The 20,094-nt window shown below is 69.4% G+C and carries 14 protein-coding genes; 11 read left to right on the top strand and 3 right to left on the bottom strand.

The genetic code is table 11. From position 1 onward, the window contains the following. The first annotated feature begins 42 nt into the window (after positions 1-42). From F4X11_25125 to F4X11_25095, 7 genes are all read left to right on the top strand, one after another. Positions 43-1,464 (top strand): aldehyde dehydrogenase, encoded by a 1,422-nt coding sequence (locus F4X11_25125; GenBank protein MYN68260.1) that lies wholly within the window; start codon positions 43-45, stop codon positions 1,462-1,464. Between the two features lie 25 nt (positions 1,465-1,489). After that, positions 1,490-2,161, top strand: coding sequence for an ABC transporter ATP-binding protein (locus F4X11_25120; protein ID MYN68259.1), 672 nt, complete (start codon positions 1,490-1,492; stop codon positions 2,159-2,161). A gap of 23 nt (positions 2,162-2,184) precedes the next feature. Next, positions 2,185-5,613 (top strand): ABC transporter permease, encoded by a 3,429-nt coding sequence (locus tag F4X11_25115; GenBank protein MYN68258.1) that lies wholly within the window; start codon positions 2,185-2,187, stop codon positions 5,611-5,613. A 153-nt stretch (positions 5,614-5,766) separates the two neighbouring features. Next, the gene (locus F4X11_25110; GenBank protein ID MYN68257.1) at positions 5,767-6,519 is read left to right on the top strand and encodes an enoyl-CoA hydratase/isomerase family protein; all 753 of its coding nucleotides are present in this window, start codon (positions 5,767-5,769) and stop codon (positions 6,517-6,519) included. A 162-nt stretch (positions 6,520-6,681) separates the two neighbouring features. Next, positions 6,682-10,044: a peptidase S41 gene (locus F4X11_25105; GenBank protein MYN68256.1), complete on the top strand. Its 3,363-nt coding sequence runs from the start codon at positions 6,682-6,684 to the stop codon at positions 10,042-10,044. A gap of 35 nt (positions 10,045-10,079) precedes the next feature. Further along, on the top strand, positions 10,080-11,141 hold the full coding sequence (locus F4X11_25100; GenBank protein MYN68255.1) for an AAA family ATPase: 1,062 nt from the start codon (positions 10,080-10,082) through the stop codon (positions 11,139-11,141). Next, positions 11,138-11,539, top strand: a complete 402-nt coding sequence (locus F4X11_25095; protein ID MYN68254.1) for a hypothetical protein — start codon at positions 11,138-11,140, stop codon at positions 11,537-11,539. The genes F4X11_25100 and F4X11_25095 overlap by 4 nt, the downstream gene beginning before the upstream one ends. 597 nt (positions 11,540-12,136) lie before the next feature. Here the strand turns inward: F4X11_25095 and F4X11_25090 are convergent. Next, the gene (locus tag F4X11_25090; GenBank protein ID MYN68253.1) at positions 12,137-13,414 is read right to left on the bottom strand and encodes a type II toxin-antitoxin system HipA family toxin; all 1,278 of its coding nucleotides are present in this window, start codon (positions 13,412-13,414) and stop codon (positions 12,137-12,139) included. After that, positions 13,404-13,745: a helix-turn-helix domain-containing protein gene (locus F4X11_25085; GenBank protein ID MYN68252.1), complete on the bottom strand. Its 342-nt coding sequence runs from the start codon at positions 13,743-13,745 to the stop codon at positions 13,404-13,406. The genes F4X11_25090 and F4X11_25085 overlap by 11 nt, the downstream gene beginning before the upstream one ends. A 291-nt stretch (positions 13,746-14,036) precedes the next feature. Between F4X11_25085 and F4X11_25080 the strand changes: the two genes are divergently transcribed. The 4 genes from F4X11_25080 to F4X11_25065 all read left to right on the top strand — a co-directional run bounded on the left by F4X11_25080 (position 14,037) and on the right by F4X11_25065 (position 19,284). After that, positions 14,037-16,484 (top strand): DUF1592 domain-containing protein, encoded by a 2,448-nt coding sequence (locus tag F4X11_25080; GenBank protein MYN68251.1) that lies wholly within the window; start codon positions 14,037-14,039, stop codon positions 16,482-16,484. Positions 16,485-16,611: 127 nt separating this feature from the next. Next, positions 16,612-17,961, top strand: coding sequence for a DUF1552 domain-containing protein (locus F4X11_25075; GenBank protein ID MYN68250.1), 1,350 nt, complete (start codon positions 16,612-16,614; stop codon positions 17,959-17,961). Between the two features lie 12 nt (positions 17,962-17,973). Beyond that, entirely contained in the window at positions 17,974-18,450 is a 477-nt protein-coding gene (locus F4X11_25070; protein ID MYN68249.1) for a hypothetical protein, read from the top strand. Positions 18,451-18,531: 81 nt separating this feature from the next. Continuing rightward, on the top strand, positions 18,532-19,284 hold the full coding sequence (locus F4X11_25065) for a hypothetical protein (protein MYN68248.1): 753 nt from the start codon (positions 18,532-18,534) through the stop codon (positions 19,282-19,284). A 48-nt stretch (positions 19,285-19,332) separates the two neighbouring features. Here F4X11_25065 and F4X11_25060 read toward each other — a convergent pair whose 3' ends face one another. Continuing rightward, positions 19,333-20,088, bottom strand: a complete 756-nt coding sequence (locus F4X11_25060; GenBank protein MYN68247.1) for a class I SAM-dependent methyltransferase — start codon at positions 20,086-20,088, stop codon at positions 19,333-19,335. Positions 20,089-20,094: the final 6 nt, after the last annotated feature.

The raw sequence follows: 20,094 nt of genomic DNA, 5'->3' as shown, positions 1-20,094 counted from the left end.
AGCCGGCGGCCGGCCGACGGACTGCCGGGAGCGGAGAGCACCGTGATTCATTTTCCAGCACTCCGGTGGGGCACGCCCTACCGGAGCCTCGACATCGACAAGGTCGTCCACTTCGACACCGGCGAGCCGGTGGCCGAGGTCAGCCAGGCCAATCCCGGCATCGTCGCGCGCGATCTGCGCAAGGCGGCACGCGCCCGGCAGGTGCTTCGCCAGGCGCACCCGGCCGATCTCCTGCAGATGGTGAAGAAGGCGGCCGAGCTCTTCTCCACCGCCGAGCTGCCGCTCGGCGACGGCACGCAGACGCCGGACGAGTTCGTCCGGCAGCAGTCCGCCACCACCGGGCTTCCCGAGCACATGTGCCGGATGAACATGGAGAAGCTCCGGTACGTGCTCGAACACATCGATGAGATCCTCGCCTCGCTGACGCGCCATCTCGACCCCGGCATCCTCGCGCGGGGTTACGGAGAAGAGGCCGGCGTGATGCGCAGCTATCAGGCCACCACGTCCGTGCTCGGGATGGTGCTGCCGTCGAACTCGCCGGGCGTGCACAGCCTGTGGCTGCCGATCATCCCGCTGCAGATCGGTCTGGTGCTCAAGCCCGGACCGCAGGAGCCGTGGACGCCCTGGCGCATGACGCAGGCGTTCTTCGAGGCGGGCGTGCCGCGCGAGGCGGTGGCGCTCTACCCGGGCCAGGGCGAGGTGGGCGCCGCCGTGCTCAACAACTGCCCGCGCAGCCTGATCTTCGGCGGGACCGCCACGGTGGAGCAGTACGCCGGCAACCCGGGCGTCCAGGTGCACGGACCCGGCTTCAGCAAGATCCTGCTCGGCGACGACGAGGCGGACAACTGGGAGCAGCACCTTGACCTGATGGTCGACAGCGTGCTGATCAACAGCGGACGGAGCTGCATCAACTGTTCCGGCATCTGGACCCCGCGCAACGGCCGGGCGATCGCCGCGGCGCTGGCCGAGAGGCTCGGGCCGATCGCGCCGTTGCCGCCCGAGGATCCGAACGCGGCCCTCGCGGCGTTCACGGTGCCGGGGCAGGCGCCGGCCATCTCGGCCGACATCGACGCCGCGCTCGACGAGGGAGGCGTGGACGAAGTGACGGCGGCGCACCATCCCGACGGGCGTCTGGTGTCGCGCGAGCGGTGCGACTACCTGCGCCCGACGGTCGTCTACTGCCCGTCCCCCGACGTGGCGATGGCGAAGAAGGAGTACATGTTCCCCTTCGTCACCGTGGTCGAGTGCGAGCAGCGGAAGATGATCGGCGCGATCGGCCAGACGCTGGTCGCGACGGGGCTGACCAGCGATGCGCGGTTCGAGCAGGAGCTGCTCGACGCGCGGAACATCGACCGTCTGAACCTCGGTCCGATTCCGACGATCAAGCTCAACTGGCTGCAGCCGCACGAGGGCAACATCGTCGACTTTCTCTTCCGGCCGCGCGCATTCCAGCGCGCGTCGTAGGCACGGCAGGGAACGGGGGGCTGCCTTGCTCGAAGTCAGCCAGCTCAGCAAGACATACCCGACGGTCCGCGGGCCGTTGCCGATCCTGACCGACGTTTCGTTCTCGCTCTCGCGCGGGGACGCGGCGTCGATCATGGGTCCTTCGGGAAGCGGCAAGAGCACGCTCCTCTACATCGTGGGCGGACTCGAGCCGCCGACGAGCGGGAAGGTGACCCTCGACGGCGCCGACCCGTTCGCGCTCGACGAGCGGCAGCAGGCCGCCTTTCGGAACTCGCAGGTCGGTTTCGTCTTTCAGGACCATCTCCTGTTGCCGCAGTGCACGGTGCTGGAGAACGTGCTGGTGCCGACGCTGGTCAATGCGCCCGATGCGGCGGTCACCGACCGCGCGCGATCGTTGCTGGAGCACGTCGGGTTGCAGGACCGCCTGGACCATCGGCCGGCCGAGCTGTCGGGCGGCGAACGCCAGCGGGTCGCCCTCGCACGGGCGCTCATCCGGAAGCCGCCGCTCGTCGTCTGCGACGAGCCGACCGGGAACCTCGATCGCCGGTCGGCGGACACCATCACGTCGCTGCTCTTCGAGCTGCACGAGCGGCAGAACAACGTGCTGCTGGTCGTGACGCACAATCCGGAGCTGGCTGGCCGCTGCCCCATCCGCTACCGCCTCGACAACCAGAAGCTCGCCCCCGCGCCCGCCTAGGCGCGGCCGGGGAGGAGGCGCGCATGAGCCTGCTCGCACTCATCCGACGGAACGTCCTGCATTACTGGCGGACCAATCTCGCGGTCGTGGCCGGCGTCGCGGTGGCGGTGGCGGTGCTCGCCGGCGCGCTGCTCGTGGGCGCGTCGGTACGGTCGAGCCTGCGCGCGCTGGCGCTCGAGCGCCTGGGCGCCATCGACCGCGTAGTCACCAGCGCACGCTTCGTGCCGGCGTCGATCGGCGCGGACATGCTGGCGGCCGACCGGCTGGAAGGGCGGTTCGAGACCGCTGCGCCGGTGGTCGCGGTCGAAGGCTTCGTGACGCACCAGTCGAGCGGCCGGCGGGCGTCGGCGGTCCAGGTCTACGGGGTCGACGAGCGCTTCTGGGCCTTTCACGGTCTGGATCCGGCAGCGTTCGCGCTGGGGCGCAACGCGGCGTTGGTGAGCAGCGGGCTGGCCGGTGAGCTGGAGGCCGCGCCGGAGGATGCGCTGCTGGTGCGCGTGGAGAAGCCGTCGGCGGTGCCGCTGAGCTCGCTGCACGGCCGGCGCGACGACGTCGGCCGCACGTTGCGCCTGGGTATCGAGCGGGTCCTCGACGCTGCCGAGTTGGGCGAGTTCTCGTTCCGGCCGCAGCAGGGTCTGGCGCGCTCGGTGTTCGTGTCGCTGGAGCGGCTGCAGGGCGAGCTGGAGCAGGAGGGGCGGGTCAATACGCTGCTGCTCGGTCATGGCCCGGCAACGGGGAGCGACGACGGCGGATTCGGAGCCGTCGAGGACGCGGCGCGGCAGGCAGCGGCCGAAGCCGCAGTGCGTGACGAAGCGACCCTCGAGGATCTCGGCCTCCGGGTTCGCGCAATCGCCGACCATGGCGCGGTGGCCGTCGAGTCGGAAGCGGGGCTGTTGACCGACGCCACGGTAGCCGCGGTGGAGAGCGTGGCGTCCGGGCTGGGCGTGCGGGCCGAGCCGGTGCTCTCGTACCTGGCGAACCAGATCCGCAGCGGGGAGCGGGTCACGCCGTACTCGGTGATCGCGGCGCGGGACCTCGCGGCAGTGGGCGACGCGGACCTGACCGCCCCTTCCGAGGCGGCTGCGCCGGTCATCCTGAATCAGTGGACGGCGGACGATCTGGATGTCGGGCCGGGTGATCCGCTGACGATCGAGTACTACCTCTGGGCGGACGAGGGACGCCTGACTACGCACGAGGCCGAATTGCGCGTGGCCGGCGTCGTGCCGATCGCCGGCGCGGCCGCCGATCCCGATCTCACGCCGGACTATCCCGGGATCACGGAGGCAACCAACGTCATCGACTGGGACCCGCCGTTTCCGGTCGACCTCGAGTTGATCCGCCCGGTCGACGAGACGTATTGGGACGACTACCGGACGACGCCCAAGGCGTTCATTCCCCTGGCCGCCGGGCAGCGGATGTGGGCGTCGCGGTGGGGACAGGTGACGTCGGTCCGACTGTATCCGGCGCCGGGCGAGGACCTCGCGGCGACCCGCGACCGGCTGGCTGCCGCCCTGCGCGAGGCGCTCGACCCGCTGGCTCTGGGTTTCGTCGTCTACCCGGCGCGCTCCCTGGCGCTCGAGGCGTCCGCGGGGGTGACCGACTTCGGGCTCTACTTCATCTACTTCAGCTTCTTCCTCGTGGTGTCGGCGCTGCTCCTGGCGAGCCTCTTCTTCCGCCTCGGCGTGGAGCAGCGCCTGCGCGAGCTGGGGCTGCTGCGCGCCACCGGGTTCCCCGCAGGTGCCATTCGGCGCGTGTTCCTGGCCGAGGCGGGCATTCTGTCGGTAGCCGGGAGCGCGCTCGGCGTCGTCGGCGCGGTGCTGTACGCGGAGCTCATCATGCTCGGCCTGCGGACCTGGTGGGTCGATGCGGTGGGGACGACGCGGCTCACCCTCGACGCCTCGCCGGCGATGCTGGGCGCCGGCGCTGCCGGCGGCGTGCTGGCCGCCCTGGGATCCATCGCCTGGACGCTGCGCGCTCTGGCCCCGGCCTCGCCGCGCAGCCTGCTGACCGGTGCGGTCGCGGAGGTGACCGGGGTCGCGGAGGTCGTCGCCCCGGAATCGCCTTCCGGATCGCGGGCCTGGCGGGTCGGCGCCGCGCTGACGGGCGTCGGGTTCGTCCTGATCGCGCTGGCGGCGGCCGGGTCGATCGGCGCCACGGGCGGGTTCTTCGGCGGCGGCCTGACGCTGCTGGCCGCCCTGCTCGTGCTGGCGTGGGCGTGCCTGAACCAGCGTCCGGGCCGCTCCTCGGACGGCTCCTGGTCGGTGTCGCAGGTCGGGTTCCGCAACGCGTCGTACCGCCCGGGCCGCAGCGTGCTCTGCATCGCCCTGATCGCGTTCGCGGCGTTCATCATCGTGGCGGTCGATGCATTCCGCCGCGAGGGCGCGGGCGACGCGCTCGACCGGTCCTCGGGCACCGGGGGCTATACCCTTCTCGCGGACACGCTCCTGCCGGTGGTGCACGATCCCACGACGCCGGAGGGACGGAGCGAGCTCTTTCTGGACGACCTGTTCGCGGAGGGCGAGCCGCTCGCCGGGGTGACCTTGGCGCGTTTCCGCCTGCGCCCCGGCGAGGACGCCAGTTGCCTGAACCTGTACCAGGCGAAGGACCCGCGCGTGCTGGCCCCGTCCGCGGCGTTCGTGGCCGAGGGCCGCTTCGGCTTCGGCGCCACCGCCGCCGAGACCCCGGAAGAAAAGGCCAACCCGTGGCTGCTGCTCGACCGCGAGTTCGACGACGGCGCCATCCCCGCCCTCGCCGATGCCACGTCGCTGGCCTACGCGCTGCATCTGTCGATCGGCGACGACTTCGTGCTGAACCGCGACACCGATCGCCCGGTCACCCTGCGCATCGTCGGGGCGCTCTCGGACAGCATCTTCCAGCGTGAGCTGCTGATCGGCGAGCGTCACTTCGAGCGCGTGTTCCCGGACTACGACGGCTATCGTTTCTTTCTCATCGACGCGCCGCCCGAGCGCGCGGGGGAGGTGAGCGCGGCCCTCGAGGACCGGCTGGTCGACTTCGGTTTCGACGTCGTCTCCGCCGCGGAACGCCTGGCGGCGTTTCATCGCGTCGAGAACACCTATCTGGCGACGTTTCAGACCCTGGGCGGCCTCGGCCTCGTCCTCGGCACGTTCGGGCTCGGCGCGGTCCTGCTGCGTAACGTGCTGGAACGGCGCCGCGAGCTCGCCCTGATGCGGGCGGTGGGCTACAACGCCGGCCACCTGTCGGCGATGGTGCTGGCGGAGAACGCCTTCCTGCTCTTCGCCGGGCTGGCCATCGGCGCCGGATGCGCCATCGTCGCCATCGCGCCGGCGTGGCTGGAACGGGGGGGCGGGGTTCCGCTGCTCTCCCTCGGCGGCCTGCTCTTCATCGTCGTCGCCACCGGCCTGGCCGCGTCGCTGGCCGCTACGGTCGCGGCGGTGCGGTCGCCACTTCTCGGATCGCTGCGCGCCGAGTAGCGTTGCGGTCCGGCGTGACGGGTCGAGGCCGCGTCCGACGTCGGATGTATAGCGTGCGATGTATATTGGAGGCAGCGCCGGCCTGTTTCGGCAGCGCGCGGCAGCGCCACGGCAGGCAAGCGCCGGGCTCGGAGCAGGACACGGAGTTCTCGAATGATTACCACCGAGACTCGCGATCACGTGACGGTCGTCCGGTTGGAGCACGGCAAGGTCAACGCCTTCGACGTCGAGTTGATGAGACGCTGGATCGCCGAGCTCGCGCGGCTCGAACAGGCTGACACGCGAGCCGTGGTCCTGACCGGGACCGGCACGGTCTTCTCCGCCGGCGTGGAATTGCGCCGGCTGACGGACGGGGGCCGCGAGTATGTCAAGGCGTTCCTGCCGTTGCTCGGCGATGCCTTCTTCAAGACGTTCACCTTCCCGAAGCCGCTCGTCGCCGCGGTCAACGGGCACGCCATCGCCGGCGGCTGCGTCCTGGCCTGCGCCTGCGACTACCGCTTGATGGCCGAGGGCAAGGGCCGGATCGGAACCCCCGAGCTGTCGGTCGGCGTGCCGTTCCCGAGCATGGCGCTGGAGATTCTGCGGCTCGTCGTGCCTGCGCACCGTCTGCAGGCGGTCATCTATCGCGGGCTCACCTGCACGCCGGACGATGCCGTGGCGAACGGCTTCGTGGACGAGCTGTCCGCTCCGGACGCGCTCCTCGGGCGCGCCGTGGAGGTCGCCGCGCATCTCGGTTCGCTGCCGAGCGCCTCGTTCTCGCTCACGAAGCGCATCATCCGCCAGCCCAGCCGGGATCGCGTGGTGCGCGCCATGCGATCGGTGGACGAGGAAGTGCAGGAGGCGTGGATGTCCGCCCCGGTGCAGGATGCCGTCCGCGCGTACGTGGAGCGAACGCTCCGCAAGTAGCCCGCGGGTGGTCCTCGGCGCATCCGGTGTCGGCGCCGGGGCCAAGTGCCGAATAATCAGTATGGTGTGCTGCGTCCGTTGCGCGGCGCCGGGACTCTTCCGTGGCGACGCCTCGCGTCGTGACCGAAACGCCGCGCGAGGGCTTATCGTCTGGCAGGATGGATGCGAGGGGTTCGCGTCCGTCCGCGACCAGGAGGCAACATGCTCCGACGACTTCCGATTTCGATGGTGACGTGGCTCGGCGCCGTATGCATGACGGCGGCCGCGGCAGCGCCCGCGTCCGCGCAGACGAAGCTGCTTCGTTTCCCGGACATCCACGGCGACCAGGTGGTCTTCAGCTACGCCGGGGACCTGTGGCTCGCCTCTACCGAAGGGGGCCTGGCGGCCCGGCTGACCGCCCATCCCGGCCTGGAGCTGTTCCCGCGGTTCTCCCCCGACGGCTCCCGTATAGCATTCACCGGGCAGTACGACGGCGACGAGCAGGTCTACGTCATCCCGGCGTCCGGCGGGGTGCCGCGGCAGCTCACGTACTATCCGGCGCGTGGTCCGCTGGCGCCGCGCTGGGGCTACGACAACCAGGTCTACGACTGGTCGCCCGACGGGCGGGCGGTCCTGTTCCGGTCGCTTCGCTACAGCACGGACCTTTCGGACAGCCGGCTATTCCTGGCCTCCGCCGACGGCGGGCTGCCGGTGCCGCTGCCGATGCCGGAGTCCGGGGCGGGAGACCTGTCGCCGGACGGGACGCGGGTCGTCTACTCGCCGCTCTTCCGCGACTTCCGGACCTGGAAGCGCTACGAGGGGGGCTGGGCGCAGGAGCTCTACATCTTCGACCGCGAGACGCACGTGGTCGAGCGGGTCACGACGCACCGGCGCGCCGACCGCGACCCGATGTGGATCGGCAACGCCATCTACTTCACCTCGGACCGGGACGGCACGCTCAACCTGTACAGCTACGAACTCGCGTCGCGCGAGACGACGCAACTCACCGATAGCGACACCTGGGACGTGCGCTGGCCGGGTGACGACGGCGCCGGCCGGATCGTCTACGAGTTGAACGGTGAGCTGCAGATCTATGCGATCGACGAGGGGACCTCGCGGCCGATCTCCATCACGGTTCCGGACGACGGCCTGGCGATGCGGCCGTCGCGGGTGGCGGCGGCCGACCTGATCGAGGATGCGGAACTGAGTCCCAAGGGAGAGCGGGCGCTCTTCGTCGCGCGCGGAGACGTCTTCACCGCCCCCATCGAGAACGGCCCCACCCGCAACCTGACGCGCAGCTCCTCGGCCCACGACAGGTGGGCGCGCTGGTCGCCGGACGGCGGCCGTATCGCCTACGTGTCGGACGCGACCGGCGAGGACGAGATCTACCTGATTGCCCAGAACGGATCCGGCGACCCGGAGCAGCTCACCACGGGCGGGCAGGCGATGCTGTACGCGCCGGAGTGGTCGCCGACCGGGAAGCACCTGGCCTACAGCGACAAGGACGGGCGGCTCCGCGTCATCGACGTGGAGACGAAGGAGATCGTCGAGGTCGCGGACGAGGCGCGCGGTCCGCTGCGCGACTACGTCTGGTCTCCCCGCGGCGGCCATCTGGCGTTCTCGATGACCGATCCCACCGAGTTCAGATCCATCTGGGTCTGGAGCCTGGCCGACGGCGCGCTGCAGCGGGTCACCGACGAGCTCTTCCACGAGTGGAATCCGGCGTGGGACCCGGACGGCGACTATCTCTACTACCTGTCCGACCGGCAGTTCGCGCCGCAGCTCGGCTCGTTCGAATGGAACTACCTGGTGGATCGCGAGACCGGCATCTATGCGCTGGCGCTGCGAAAGGACGTGGAGCATCCGCTGCCGCCGCAGAGCGACGAGGTGGAGGTGACCGGGGACGACGAGGCGGACGAGGACGCGGCCGACGACACGGCGTCGGACGCTGCCGGGGACGATGACGGCGATGACGGCGACGGCGGGGACGACGAGGCACCCATCACCATCGAGTTCGACGGGTTGTCCCGGCGCGTCGTGCGCCTGCCGGTGACCTTCGACAACTACGTGGGATTGAGCGGGGCGGACGACGGCGTCTTCTTCATCCGCGCAGGTGCGCAGTACTACGGGCGGGGCGCCGACGTGCAGCCGGCGCTGCAGCGCTTCACGTTCGCGGACCGCGAGACGGCGACCATCGCCGGGGGCATCGGCGGGTACGCGGTCTCGCGCGACGGCGAGAAGGTGCTGGTGCGGGAAGGCGGCGGCTGGAACGTCTACCCGGCGGGCGGCGGCGACGCCACCACGGTGTCGACGCGCGGGCTGATGGTCGACCGCGTGCCGGCCGACGAGTGGGCGCAGATCTTCGACGAGGTCTGGCGTCGGTTCCGCGACTTCTTCTACGTCGAGAACATGCACGGCTACGACTGGAAGGCGCTGCGCGACCGGTACCGGCCGCTGCTGGCCCACGTCGCCCACCGCTCGGATCTCAACTACGTCATCGGCGAGATGGTGGCGGAGCTCAACGTGAGCCACGCCTACATCGCGGGCGGCGACTGGGAGACGCCCGACCGGCCGCAGGTCGCCCTGCCGGGCGCGGTCTTCGAGCTCGACGCCGCGGCCGGCCGCTACCGCATCGCCGAGATCTTCACCGGCCACAACGAGGAGCCGCGCTACCGGGCGCCGCTCACCGAGATCGGCGTCGACGCGGGCCTCGGCGACTACGTGCTCGCCATCGACGGCGAGGAGCTGCTCGGGTCCGACAACCCCTACCGCGTGCTGCTGCACCGCGCCGACCGGCCGGTCCGACTGACGCTGAACGACGAGCCGACCTTCGACGGGTCGCGCGAGGTGACGTTCACGCCGGTCACCGAGGAGCGCAGCCTGCGCTACCTGACCGAGGTCGAGGCCAACCGCCGCAAGGTGTCGGAGATGACCGACGGCCGCGTCGGCTACCTGCACATCCCGGACATGGGCGCGCAAGGCATCCAGGAATTCGTCAAGTGGTTCTACGGGCAGGTCCGCAAGGAGGGACTCGTCATCGACGTGCGCGGCAACGGCGGCGGCAACGTCTCGCAGATGCTCATCGAGCGTCTCGGCCGCCGCGTCCTCGGGACGAGCTTCGCGCGGACCTACGACACGCCGGGCACCTATCCGGCCGTGGCGTTCCACGGCCACCTCGTCTGCATCCTCGACGAGGACTCCGCCTCGGACGGCGACATCTTCCCCTACCGCTTCCGCGAGGCGGGTCTCGGGCCGCTGATCGGCAAGCGCTCGTGGGGCGGCGTCATCGGCATCACCAGCCACGGCCCGCTCCTCGACGGCGGCTCGGTCAACGTCCCGCAGTTCGGCACCAACGGCGCCGACGGCAGCTGGGTGGTCGAGAACGTGGGGGTCGAGCCGGACATCGAGGTGGAGAACGACCCGCGCTCGGTCATAGCCGGCCGCGACCCGCAGCTCGAGCGCGCCGTCGAGGAGGTCCTGCGCATGATGCGGGAGGACCCGAAGGCGCTGCCGGAGCGCCCGGCGCCGCCGGTCAAGACGCCGTAGCGTAGGCGTCGTCGACCGACGGGGACGGAGACGCCATGGGGCTGACGCGCGTCGAGCTGGAGAACTTCACGGCCTTCAGGAGCCTGAAGCTCGACCTGTGCCCGGGCGTCAACGTCCTCGTCGGCGCCAACGGCACCGGCAAGACGCACCTGATGAAGGTGTGCTACGCGGCGTGCAATGTGTCCCGGAATCGTGGCGACGACTTCGGTCACAAACTGGTTGCCGTCTTCCTGCCGTCGCGCCGGAACCTGCATCGCCTCGTGAGGCGGCAAGAGGGCGTCGCAGGCGTAGCGACCATACTGGTAGCGCGGGGAGCCCGACAGTTGAAGGCCTCGTTCGTCAGTCATCTCGTCGCCTCAAAGCCGGTACCGTTGCGTCCGTCGACATTCACGGCCGATGAGCCTGACGACGATGCGGAAGAACGGGCTTCCAAGTCGATGGAGAGTGTCTATATTCCCCCGAAGGAAATGCTCTCGAACGCGCCCGGCTTTCGGTCGCTGTACTCGAACCGCGAAGTACACTTCGAGGAGGTCTACAGAGACATCTTGGATCGGGCGTACCTGCCCGCGCTGCGCGGACCGATTGGCAACGATGGTGAGTGCCTCCTGGAAAAGCTTCGAGAGGCCATCGGAGGCGAGGTCGCAGTTGAGGGCGAGGAGTTCTTCTTGCGCAGCGAACAGGGGGATCTTGAGTTTTCTCTGCTGGCCGAGGGGGTCCGCAAGCTGGCGCTGCTCTGGCTCTTGATGCGGAACGGCACGCTGCAGCCTGAATCCGTTCTGTTCTGGGACGAACCGGAGACCAACCTGAACCCGAAGCTGTTCGGCGTCGTGACGGATGTACTCCTGGAGCTGCAGCGCCAGGGCGTGCAGGTCTTCCTTGCCACCCATGATTACGTAGTCCTCAAGGAGCTCGACCTTCGCGCTACGGCCGCCGACAAGGTTGCCTATCACGCCCTATACCAGAAAGAGCCGGCGCGCGGCGTCCATTGCGATACGACGTACAGCTACCGGGACATCCACCCGAACGCGATCGCGGATACCTTCACCAACCTCTACAACCGCGAGATCAGGCGCAGTCTGCAGGGCGCGGCAAGATGAGGTTCGCGGAAGGCGACCTGGAGATGGACATCCCGGACGTGGTGGACGGCGGGAAGTTCGACGACGACGGCCATGGGCTGAATCGTTGCATGAAGGCAGTGGACTTCGTAGTCGAGCTTGCCGATCGGTATCTGTTTATCGAGTTCAAGGATCCTCAGCACCCGCACGCAACTCCGGAGAGCCGCGACGAGTTCATCCGAAGATTGGACGCCGGCCAACTTGACGAAGACCTCAAGTACAAGTACCGGGACTCATTCCTCTATGTAATGGGCATCTGGGCGCGCCGGCAAGCCTATCGACTACCTGGTTCTGATTGCTCTGGACACGTTGGACGAGACGCAGTTGTTGACCCGGACGGAGGCTCTGGAGCGGAATCTGCCGCAGCATGGACCCGATGACCAGCCCTGGCCTCGCGAGATTGTGCGTGCGTGTGGCGTCTTCAACCTCGAATCGTGGAACCGTGAACTGCCGCACTATCCCGTCACTCGTATCGGTGCCGGCCCTCGAAACACGGGGAACGCACCATGAGTGGCGAGGACAGCGGAGCCGCGTTTCCGACGCGTGGCGGTTTCGACACCAGCGTCCTCGATAGGGCCATACGAGATCGGCGACGGCGGCTGGTCGCCGAGCAGGCCGCGTTGTTGCCACGGGTTCGTCAGGCCCTGCTGGAGCTTCGGGAGCCGCTCGGTGTTCGGTCTGCCTACATCGTGGGCCCCGTTCTGCGGCACGAATTCTGGAGCGAAACTTCGGCTATCGCCGTAGCGGTGGCGGGCTGCTCGTCCGCCGTACTTGAGGTTATGAAGGCAGTCGAAGACGCAACCGGCCGCGTTGTCAACGGGCGGTGGTCAGGCGTGGCCGTCTGAGGAAAGGGATGTTCACCTGGACGCAGAAATGCGTGTCTTCGTGAAACGACCGGACATCCACACGACTTTCGTGGAACGATACAATTCCCTTTGGCACTTGCGCCTTTGCTTGGCCGCCTCGTTGCGGCACGACTACCGGGACTCGCCCGACAAGTCGTGGAACAGGCCGGGGTAGACGAAGGCATTCCGGATCGCATTGCGGTCGGTCTTGGTGACGCTGGCGCGTTGCATGGTCGGTTCCCACTCCACACGCACCGTCTCCACAATCCGCTCGAAGATGGCCGATGCATCCTCGTCCCGCAGCAGGAACCGGCCGCAGCCGCTCAGCAGGTTCGCTCTATTGGCATGGCGGCCAAACCGGCCGCAGGTCATGGCGAGGTCGCGGTGGTCCAGCGCGACGACCGGGGACGGCGTCAGGTCGAACGCCGGACTCAGGCGCCACCCGTGGTCTCCGGCGATGACCGCGTGATTGCGAGGGTGATCGTCGAGATTGGACACGGCGGCGTTGAAGCACATCCGCCCGAACAGCTCCCGCAGGTCGGTGTGCGGATCGGCGCTGGCGCGACGGATCTCGTCGGCCAGGAGCAGGTAGGACCAGTCCCTGCGGTCGACGGGACTGTCGCCGGTCCGGAGCAGCGTCAGGGCGCTGACCATGCGGTGGCGGCGGTAGCCGGTGTCCAGCCGCTCGCGGTCGAAGCGGCGGACGAGCAGCACATCGCGATCGGCAACGGTCTCGACGCGGCTGTCGGCCGCATGCAGGCCGCAACCGCGGGCCAGCGCGAGCATGCCGTGCTCGACGCGCGGGTGGTTCCAGCGGTCGGTCTGTCGTCCGAACTTGGCGATCCAGAGGCCCCGGGGGTCCTGTACCACCGCCTTGGGACGTGCACCGCCCAGGGACGTGCCAGGCCACAGAAGCTCTTCGACCCGCGCACCGGCGGAGCCGGCACGTGCGGGATCGCCGGACATCACGGAATCGGCTGTGCTCTGCAGTCTGTCGAGGTCCAATGTGCGGTCGAACGTGGACGCGGGCGCGGGTGGGGTAGTAGCGGGGCCGAAGCCGAGGGCGCCGGCCCGGTCGTCCGGTCCCCGCAGGAGATAGTCGAGCTCCTCCAGGCGAGTGAGACCGGCATGGCGCTCGATCACCCGTCGTCCCCAGGCATCGGGCATCGCGTCGCGAATGGCGCCGAAGAAGCCCTCCATGCGCGCGGTCTCGTAGATGCGCGCGGAGAGCCGCAGCTCGACCGGATCGAATTCCACGGCGTCCGCCCGCTCGCGGTAACGGCGGCCGTACACGAACGCGCCCACTGGGTCACCGGTCGCTCCCGCGGTGACGCGGAAACGCCCGGCGGTGAGGAACCCGGTGGCGCCCGGCGGAACGATGTAGACGAAGCACTCCCGCTCAGAAGTCATCGCTGAGGCTCCGGGCGCGCCGCGCCGTTCTGGGGCTCCGCGAGCGTTCGAGCGCCTTGCCTTCCTCGTCGCGGTCGGGATCGGCCACTGCCTGCAGATGCGGCAGCAGGCCGAGCGCCCAGAGCACGCCGAGGTGAGCGGCGATGCCGGTCGTCGGCTTGCCCTTCTCGATGTCGGCGATGACGAAGCGCGACACACCCACGCGTTCGGCGAGGACCGCCTGCGGCAGCCTGCGGCGGAGACGTGCGGTGCGCAGGTTGCGCCCGAGTCGTTGCAGCGCGTCCTGGACGGCGGCTGGCGGCGACTCGGCGATCCTTGTGCGGCCCGACATGTTATTTTAAATCTACTTTATACGGACTATTGTTGTATATGTATAACAGAGACGTGCGTTGCCGCATCCGCGGAGGACTCCGCGACGACTTCCAGCTCCAGGCTCGGCGCGCTGCCCCGCCGGGACGGTCGGCCGCGACCAGCGCGAGATCCCGGACGCGGCGCCCGCGGCCGTCGGTTCTCGCAGGTTTCTCCGGGATGCGCGCGGTTGCGTCCGGGCTATAATGCCCGTTGCCTCTCGTGCCGCCCAGTGCGGTGCGAATCGCCCGGCGCGTGTCTGAAGGGACTGACCATGTCGAAGATGCTGATTGTGCGTCTGGCGGGTCTGGCAGGACTGGTCGTGGCGGTGAGCTTCCAGCCGCTGGTGCAAGCCGCCTCCCCGAGCCCGCAGGCGGGTGCGGTCGCCGAACAGTCACAGGCGCCCGAGCCCCCGTCGCGGGCGCTGTTCGACCGCTACTGCGTCACCTGCCACAACGAGCGGCTCCAGACCGCCGGACTGATGCTCGACCGGCTCGACGTGAGCCAGGTCCACGCCAACGCCGAGACGCTGGAGAAGGTCGTCCGCAAGTTGCGTAGCGGGCAGATGCCGCCGGAAGGCCGGCCGCGGCCCGACGCCGAGGCCATCGACGCCTTCGCCGGCGCCCTCGAAGCGGCGCTCGACCACGCCGCGGCCGTCGATCCCAACCCCGGCCGGGTCGCTTCGCGGCGGCTGAACCGGCTGGAGTACGTCAACGCGGTCCGGGACCTGCTGGACCTGGAGATCGACGGCGAGGCGCTGCTGCCGAGCGACATGGCCGGCTTCGGGTTCGACAACAACGCGGACGTCCTGTCGATCACCCCGGCGCTGATGGGCCGCTACATCGCCGCGGCCACCAAGATCAGCCGCACCGCGGTCGGCAGTCCCGACAACCGGCCGGTCATGCAGGTCTACAAGGTGGGCTACGAGCGCCGGGACATCCGGCGCAGCGAGGACATGCCGTTCGCCACCCACGGCGGGCTGGCGGTGCGCCACACGTTCCCGCTCGACGGCGAGTACCTGTTCGCGATCCGGCTCAAGCGCAACGAGACAATCGAGACCATCGACGGCATCGCCGAGGACGAGCACCAGATCGAGTTGCGCATCGATCACGCGCTGGTTCGCCGGTTCGACATCGGCGGCAGGTTCCCGGGGCCGGATCCCGGGATGCTGATCGCGGTGCCGGAGGACGACGTAGAGGGTCAGCGGCTGCACGAGTACCGCATGACCGCGGACCACGCGCTCGAGATCCGGGTGCAGGTATCCGCGGGCACGCGTCTGGTGTCCGCCGGCTTCACCGACTCGGCGCCCTCGCCGAACGTGCCGGCCGACCTGCCCGGCATCGACATGCTCTACATCTCCGGCCCGTTCAACGGAACGGTGCCGGAAGACACACCGAGCCGGCGGCGCATCTTCACCTGCCGGCCGGCCGACGGCAGCGCGGCGGCGGAGCAATCCTGCGCCCGCGACATCATCGGCGCACTGGCCCGGCGGGCCTACCGGCGCCCGGTGACCGACGCCGACATCGATCCGCTGATGTCCGTCTACCGGGAGGGGCGCGCCGCGCGCGATTTCGAGGCGGGCGTCGAGCGCGCCCTCGAAGCGCTGCTCTCGATGCCCAGCTTCCTGCTGCGGGTCGAGCGGCAGCCGGTGGACACGCAGCCCGGCGTCATCTACAGCCTGACCGACCTGGAGCTCGCCTCGCGGCTCTCTTTCTTCCTCTGGAAGAGCATCCCGGACGACGAGCTGCTCGATCTGGCGGCAGACGACCGGTTGAGCGATCCGGACGTGCTCGCCGCGCAGGTCCGCCGCATGCTCGCCGACCGCCGCGCCACCCGGTTCATGAACGACTTCGTGGGCCAGTGGCTGGCGGTCCGCAACATCCACTCGCAGGATCCGGACGGCGCTTTGTTCGCGGGCTTCAACGACTCGCTACGCGCCGCTATGGTCCGAGAGACGGAGCTCTTCTTCGAGAGCCAGGTGCGCGAGGACCGGTCGATTCCCGAGCTGCTGCAAGCGGACTACACGTTCCTGAACGAGCAGTTGGCGCGCCACTACGGTGTGGACGACATCTACGGCAGCCGGTTCCGGCGCTACACGTGGAACGACGACCGCCGGCACGGGCTGCTGGGTCACGCCAGCCTGCTGACGGTGACGTCGTACGCCAACCGGACCTCGGTGGTGCTGCGCGGCAAGTGGGTGCTGGAGACCCTGCTGGGTTCGCCGCCGCCGCCGCCGCCGGCGAACGTCCCGCCGCTGGAGGAGAGCGACCGCGGCAATCCGAGGTCGCTGCGCGAGCGGATGGAGCTGCACCGTAGCAGTCCGGTCTGTGCGAGTTGTCACCGCCGAATGGATCCGCTCGGATTCGCGATGGAGAACTTCGACGCGATCGGCCGCTGGCGGGAGGACGACGGCGGGGCGGAGATCAACTCGACCATCGAGCTGTCGGGGCGCACCATCGACAGTCCGCGCGCCTTCCGTGAGGCGCTGCTGGCCGAGGGCGACAACGAGTTCATCAAGGCGGTGGTGGAGAAGCTGCTGATCTACGCGCTCGGACGCGGCGTCGACTACTACGACGCGCCCGCGATGCGGCGGATAACGCGCGAGCTGGGGGACGACGGCTACCGTTGGTCGTCGCTCGTGAGCAAGGTCGTCGCGAGCGACCAGTTCCGGATGCGGCGTGCGCAGCTTCCGGAGGAGAGCGTAGTAGCGAATCAGCAGTAGGGAGTCTGCGCCTTGGAAGGCGCGGACCCCCGGAGGAAGGGTCGGGCGGTACGGGAGCCGCAAGGCGAGGGTTCAGGGCGAGCGATTCGAACGGATCGCACACGCGCTTGCCGAAGGGAGTTCCGGCATGTTCATCACGAAGACGCATCTGCCCCGGCGCACGGTACTGCGCGGCCTCGGCGCGACCATCGCGCTGCCGCTGCTCGACGGCATGGTCCCCGCGCTGACGGCAACCAGCCGCACGGCGGCGGCCCCCATCAAGCGGTTGGGCGTCTTCTACGTCCCCAACGGGATGTCGATGCCCTACTGGTTCCCGAGGGCCGCGGGGCCGATGGAGAACCTGCCGCCGACGCTGCAGTCGCTCAACCACATGAAGGACCGCGTGCTGCTGTGCGGCGGGCTCGACGACGAGCCGGCCAACCTGGTCAAGGGGGGCGGCGACCACGCCCGGTCGGCCGGGACGTTCCTGACCGGCGTGCCGTTCAAGATCACCAACGGCGCCGACGTCTACGCGGCAGTGTCGATGGACCAGATGGCGGCGCGCGAGCTCTCGAAGGAGACCCAGATCGCGTCGCTGGAGCTCGGCATCGAGTCGAACGCGATGGTGGGCAACTGCGACGGGGGCGCGAGTTGCGCCTACACCAACACCATCGCCTGGCGGACACCGACCACGCCGCTGCCGATCGAGAACGACCCGCGCGCGGTGTTCGAGCGGCTGTTCGGCACCAGCGGCAGCACCGACCCGGAGGCGCGCCGGGAGCGGCTGCGGCGCGACCGCAGCATCCTGGACGCGGTCGGCGCGGAGCTGCAGGACCTCGGGCGCGTCATCGGACCGGGCGACCAGGTGAAGCTGGACGAGTACCTGGACGCGCTGCGCGACGTCGAGCGCCGCATCCGGATGGCCGAGGAGCAGAGCGCGCGCGAGCTGCCCGTCGTCGATCAGCCGGTCGGGGTGCCCAACGACTACCAGGAGCACGCGCGGCTGATGATGGATCTGCTGGCATTGGCCTACCAGACCGATCTGACCCGCATCAGCACCTTCATGCTGGCGCGGGAGGTGAGCGGGCGCGCCTATCCGGAGATCGGGGTGTCCGACTCGCACCACCCGCTGTCGCACCATCAGGACGAGCCGGCCAAGCTGGAGCGGCTGCACAAGATCAACGAGTACCACTTCCGGCAGTTCGCCTACCTGGTCGAGAAGCTGGCCGGCCTGCCGGAGGGTGACGGCACTATGCTGGACTCGACGCTGTTCCTCTACGGGACCGGCATCAGCGACAGCAACACCCACTTCCACGACGACCTGCCGATTGCGCTGGTCGGCGGCAAGGCGGCCGGGATCGAGGGCGGGCGCTACATCCGCTACGCGGACGACACGCCGCTCGCCAACATGCACATCACCATCCTGGAGAAGCTGGGGGTGTCACTGGAGGCGCTCGGCGACAGCACCGGCAAGGTCGACCGGCTCACGGGCGTCTAGAGGAGTCGAGGCGTGAGGAGTTGCAGCGCCCCCGTTCTCGCGCTCGGTCTGGTCGCCGCGGTATCGGTGTCGGCCGGTGCGGGGCTGCGCGCGCAGGACGGTCCGAAACCCTACCCGATCTACACGGCCGATCACTTGGCCGGCACCATGGAGACGCTCGGCCCGAACTTCGCCGCGGCGGTGCGCGCTCTCGAGGCGGCCGACTACCCCGCGGCGAAGGAGCGGCTCGCGCGCGCGCGCGAGCAGCTCGCCACCACCATCACCTTCTGGCGCCAGCACGAGCGGGCGGACGGCATAGGCTTCGTCCGGACCGCCGTCGGCGCGATGGACGACCTCGACGCGGCGATGTCGGCGGACGTCGTCGACGCCGCGGCCGCCTCGGGCTTCGCCGCCGAGGTGCAGGCGACCTGCAACGCGTGTCACGCGGTCTATCGCGAGCCGGACCCGGAGGGCGGGTTCCGCCTGAAGCCAGCGGCGCTGGAGCCGTAGCCGCAGCGCGCGGGCCGACTTTAGCGCGCACCCTTCCGGCGAAGGCTGCTGTCCGGTATTTCAGCGCAGACCTCACGGATCATGGACCACGACGCGACGATGCACACCGGGCCGCTGGGTTCCACCATTCATGTTCTCCGCGCCGATGCCGCGACGGTGACGGCGCTCGCGGCGATTGACTGGAACCGTTGGTTTCCGCGGGTCTGCCTCGATCCCGTTCGGGGTTTCATCACGTTGATGACGCCCTCACGACTGCACGAGAACCTGGCCGAGATCCTCGTGCATGTCGTCGACACCGCCGCGTCGGCCGTGACAGGCGCTTCGAAGGGACTGCTCTCGACCCGTCTCCGGGGGCCGGCAGAGCCGCCCGGCACGGGGATGGAGCCGGACTGCGCCTTCTACGTCGGCGAGCGCGCCCGGGGCTATCAGGCGGCACTCCTCGAAGGCGATGCGGCGGCGGATGCCTTCCTGGAACGGACAGCACCCGATCTGGTGGTGGAGGTGGAGATCACCAGCGCCGACGAAGGCAAGATTGGACGTTACGCGGAGCTGGGTGTGCGTGAGCTATGGCGGCTGCATGGCCGAAAGGGGACCCGCGATCTGCGCGTCGACTTGCTCGCGCTTCGAGCCGGAACGGATCCGCGCCCAGTTCCCGCTTCGGACCTCCTCGGCGGTCTCACGTCCGACGATGTCTGCGAGGCAGTGGACGGCGTGCGGTTCAGCATGACTGCGCAGGAGCGAATCGACGCCGTCGCCCGTATCGTCCGTCGCCGGCAGCGCGCCAGCGTGCGGGTGCGCGAGGCCGACACGCCGTATGCCGCGCGTTCGGGTTGACCAGTCCACCGCGGTCGGACCGCGCGTGCCCGGCGCCGCGGCATCTCTTCAACGGGCACGCAGCACGAAGAACTCGTAACCGTAGAAATCCGCGTAGGCGCGCCAGACGTCTATCTCGTGCTGACACTGGTTCGCCAGATCCCGGGCGTCCGGCGCGTCGGCGTAGCGCGTGCGGAAGGCGGTCACGTTCGCCTGGAGAGGTCGGTAGTAGTCGTCCCACCAGGCCGACGCGGGGAGCGGGAAATGGCCCACCGTGTCGTACCCGCACGCATCGATGGCCTCCAGAAGGGCTGGCGCGTCGCGGATCGCGGGGTACTCCCGCTGCCAGAACGCCGCGCATTCGGCGGGCCGGTACGGCTTTCTCCAGCACACCTCGGTCAGGGCGATGTGTCCGCGGGGTGCGAGCAGCCGGCGCCAGCCGCGCAGGCCTGCTTCGAAGCCCATGCTGTAGATCGCGCCCTCGGACCAGATCAGGTCGAAGCAGCCGTCGGCGAAGTCGAGCTTCCGCATGTCGGCCACGCGGGCTTCCAGCCGATCCGCGACGCCGAGGCGATCCGCTGCACGATTCAGGGCGTCGACGAACGGCGGGTGGTTGTCGACGGCGACGATGCCAGCCGCCGTGTTGCGGGCCAGCACCAGGGTCTGACAGCCGGTGCCGCACCCGATGTCGAGCACGCGCGTCCGCGGGCCGACGCCGGGCACGAGCGCCAGGGCCCGGAGCGTGCTCGCGGTGTCTCCGGGTCCCTGCCGGGGCAGTCCGCTGAACAGCTCGAAGAACAGCGTCGTCATTCGGTCCGGCGTCATGACCGC

It is taken from the genome of Acidobacteriota bacterium (assembly GCA_009861545.1).
In the GTDB taxonomy this organism is placed as follows: domain Bacteria; phylum Acidobacteriota; class Vicinamibacteria; order Vicinamibacterales; family UBA8438; genus WTFV01.
The sequence above is the reverse complement of the archived record's forward strand: the minus strand, read 5'-3'. Positions and strand labels throughout refer to the sequence as shown.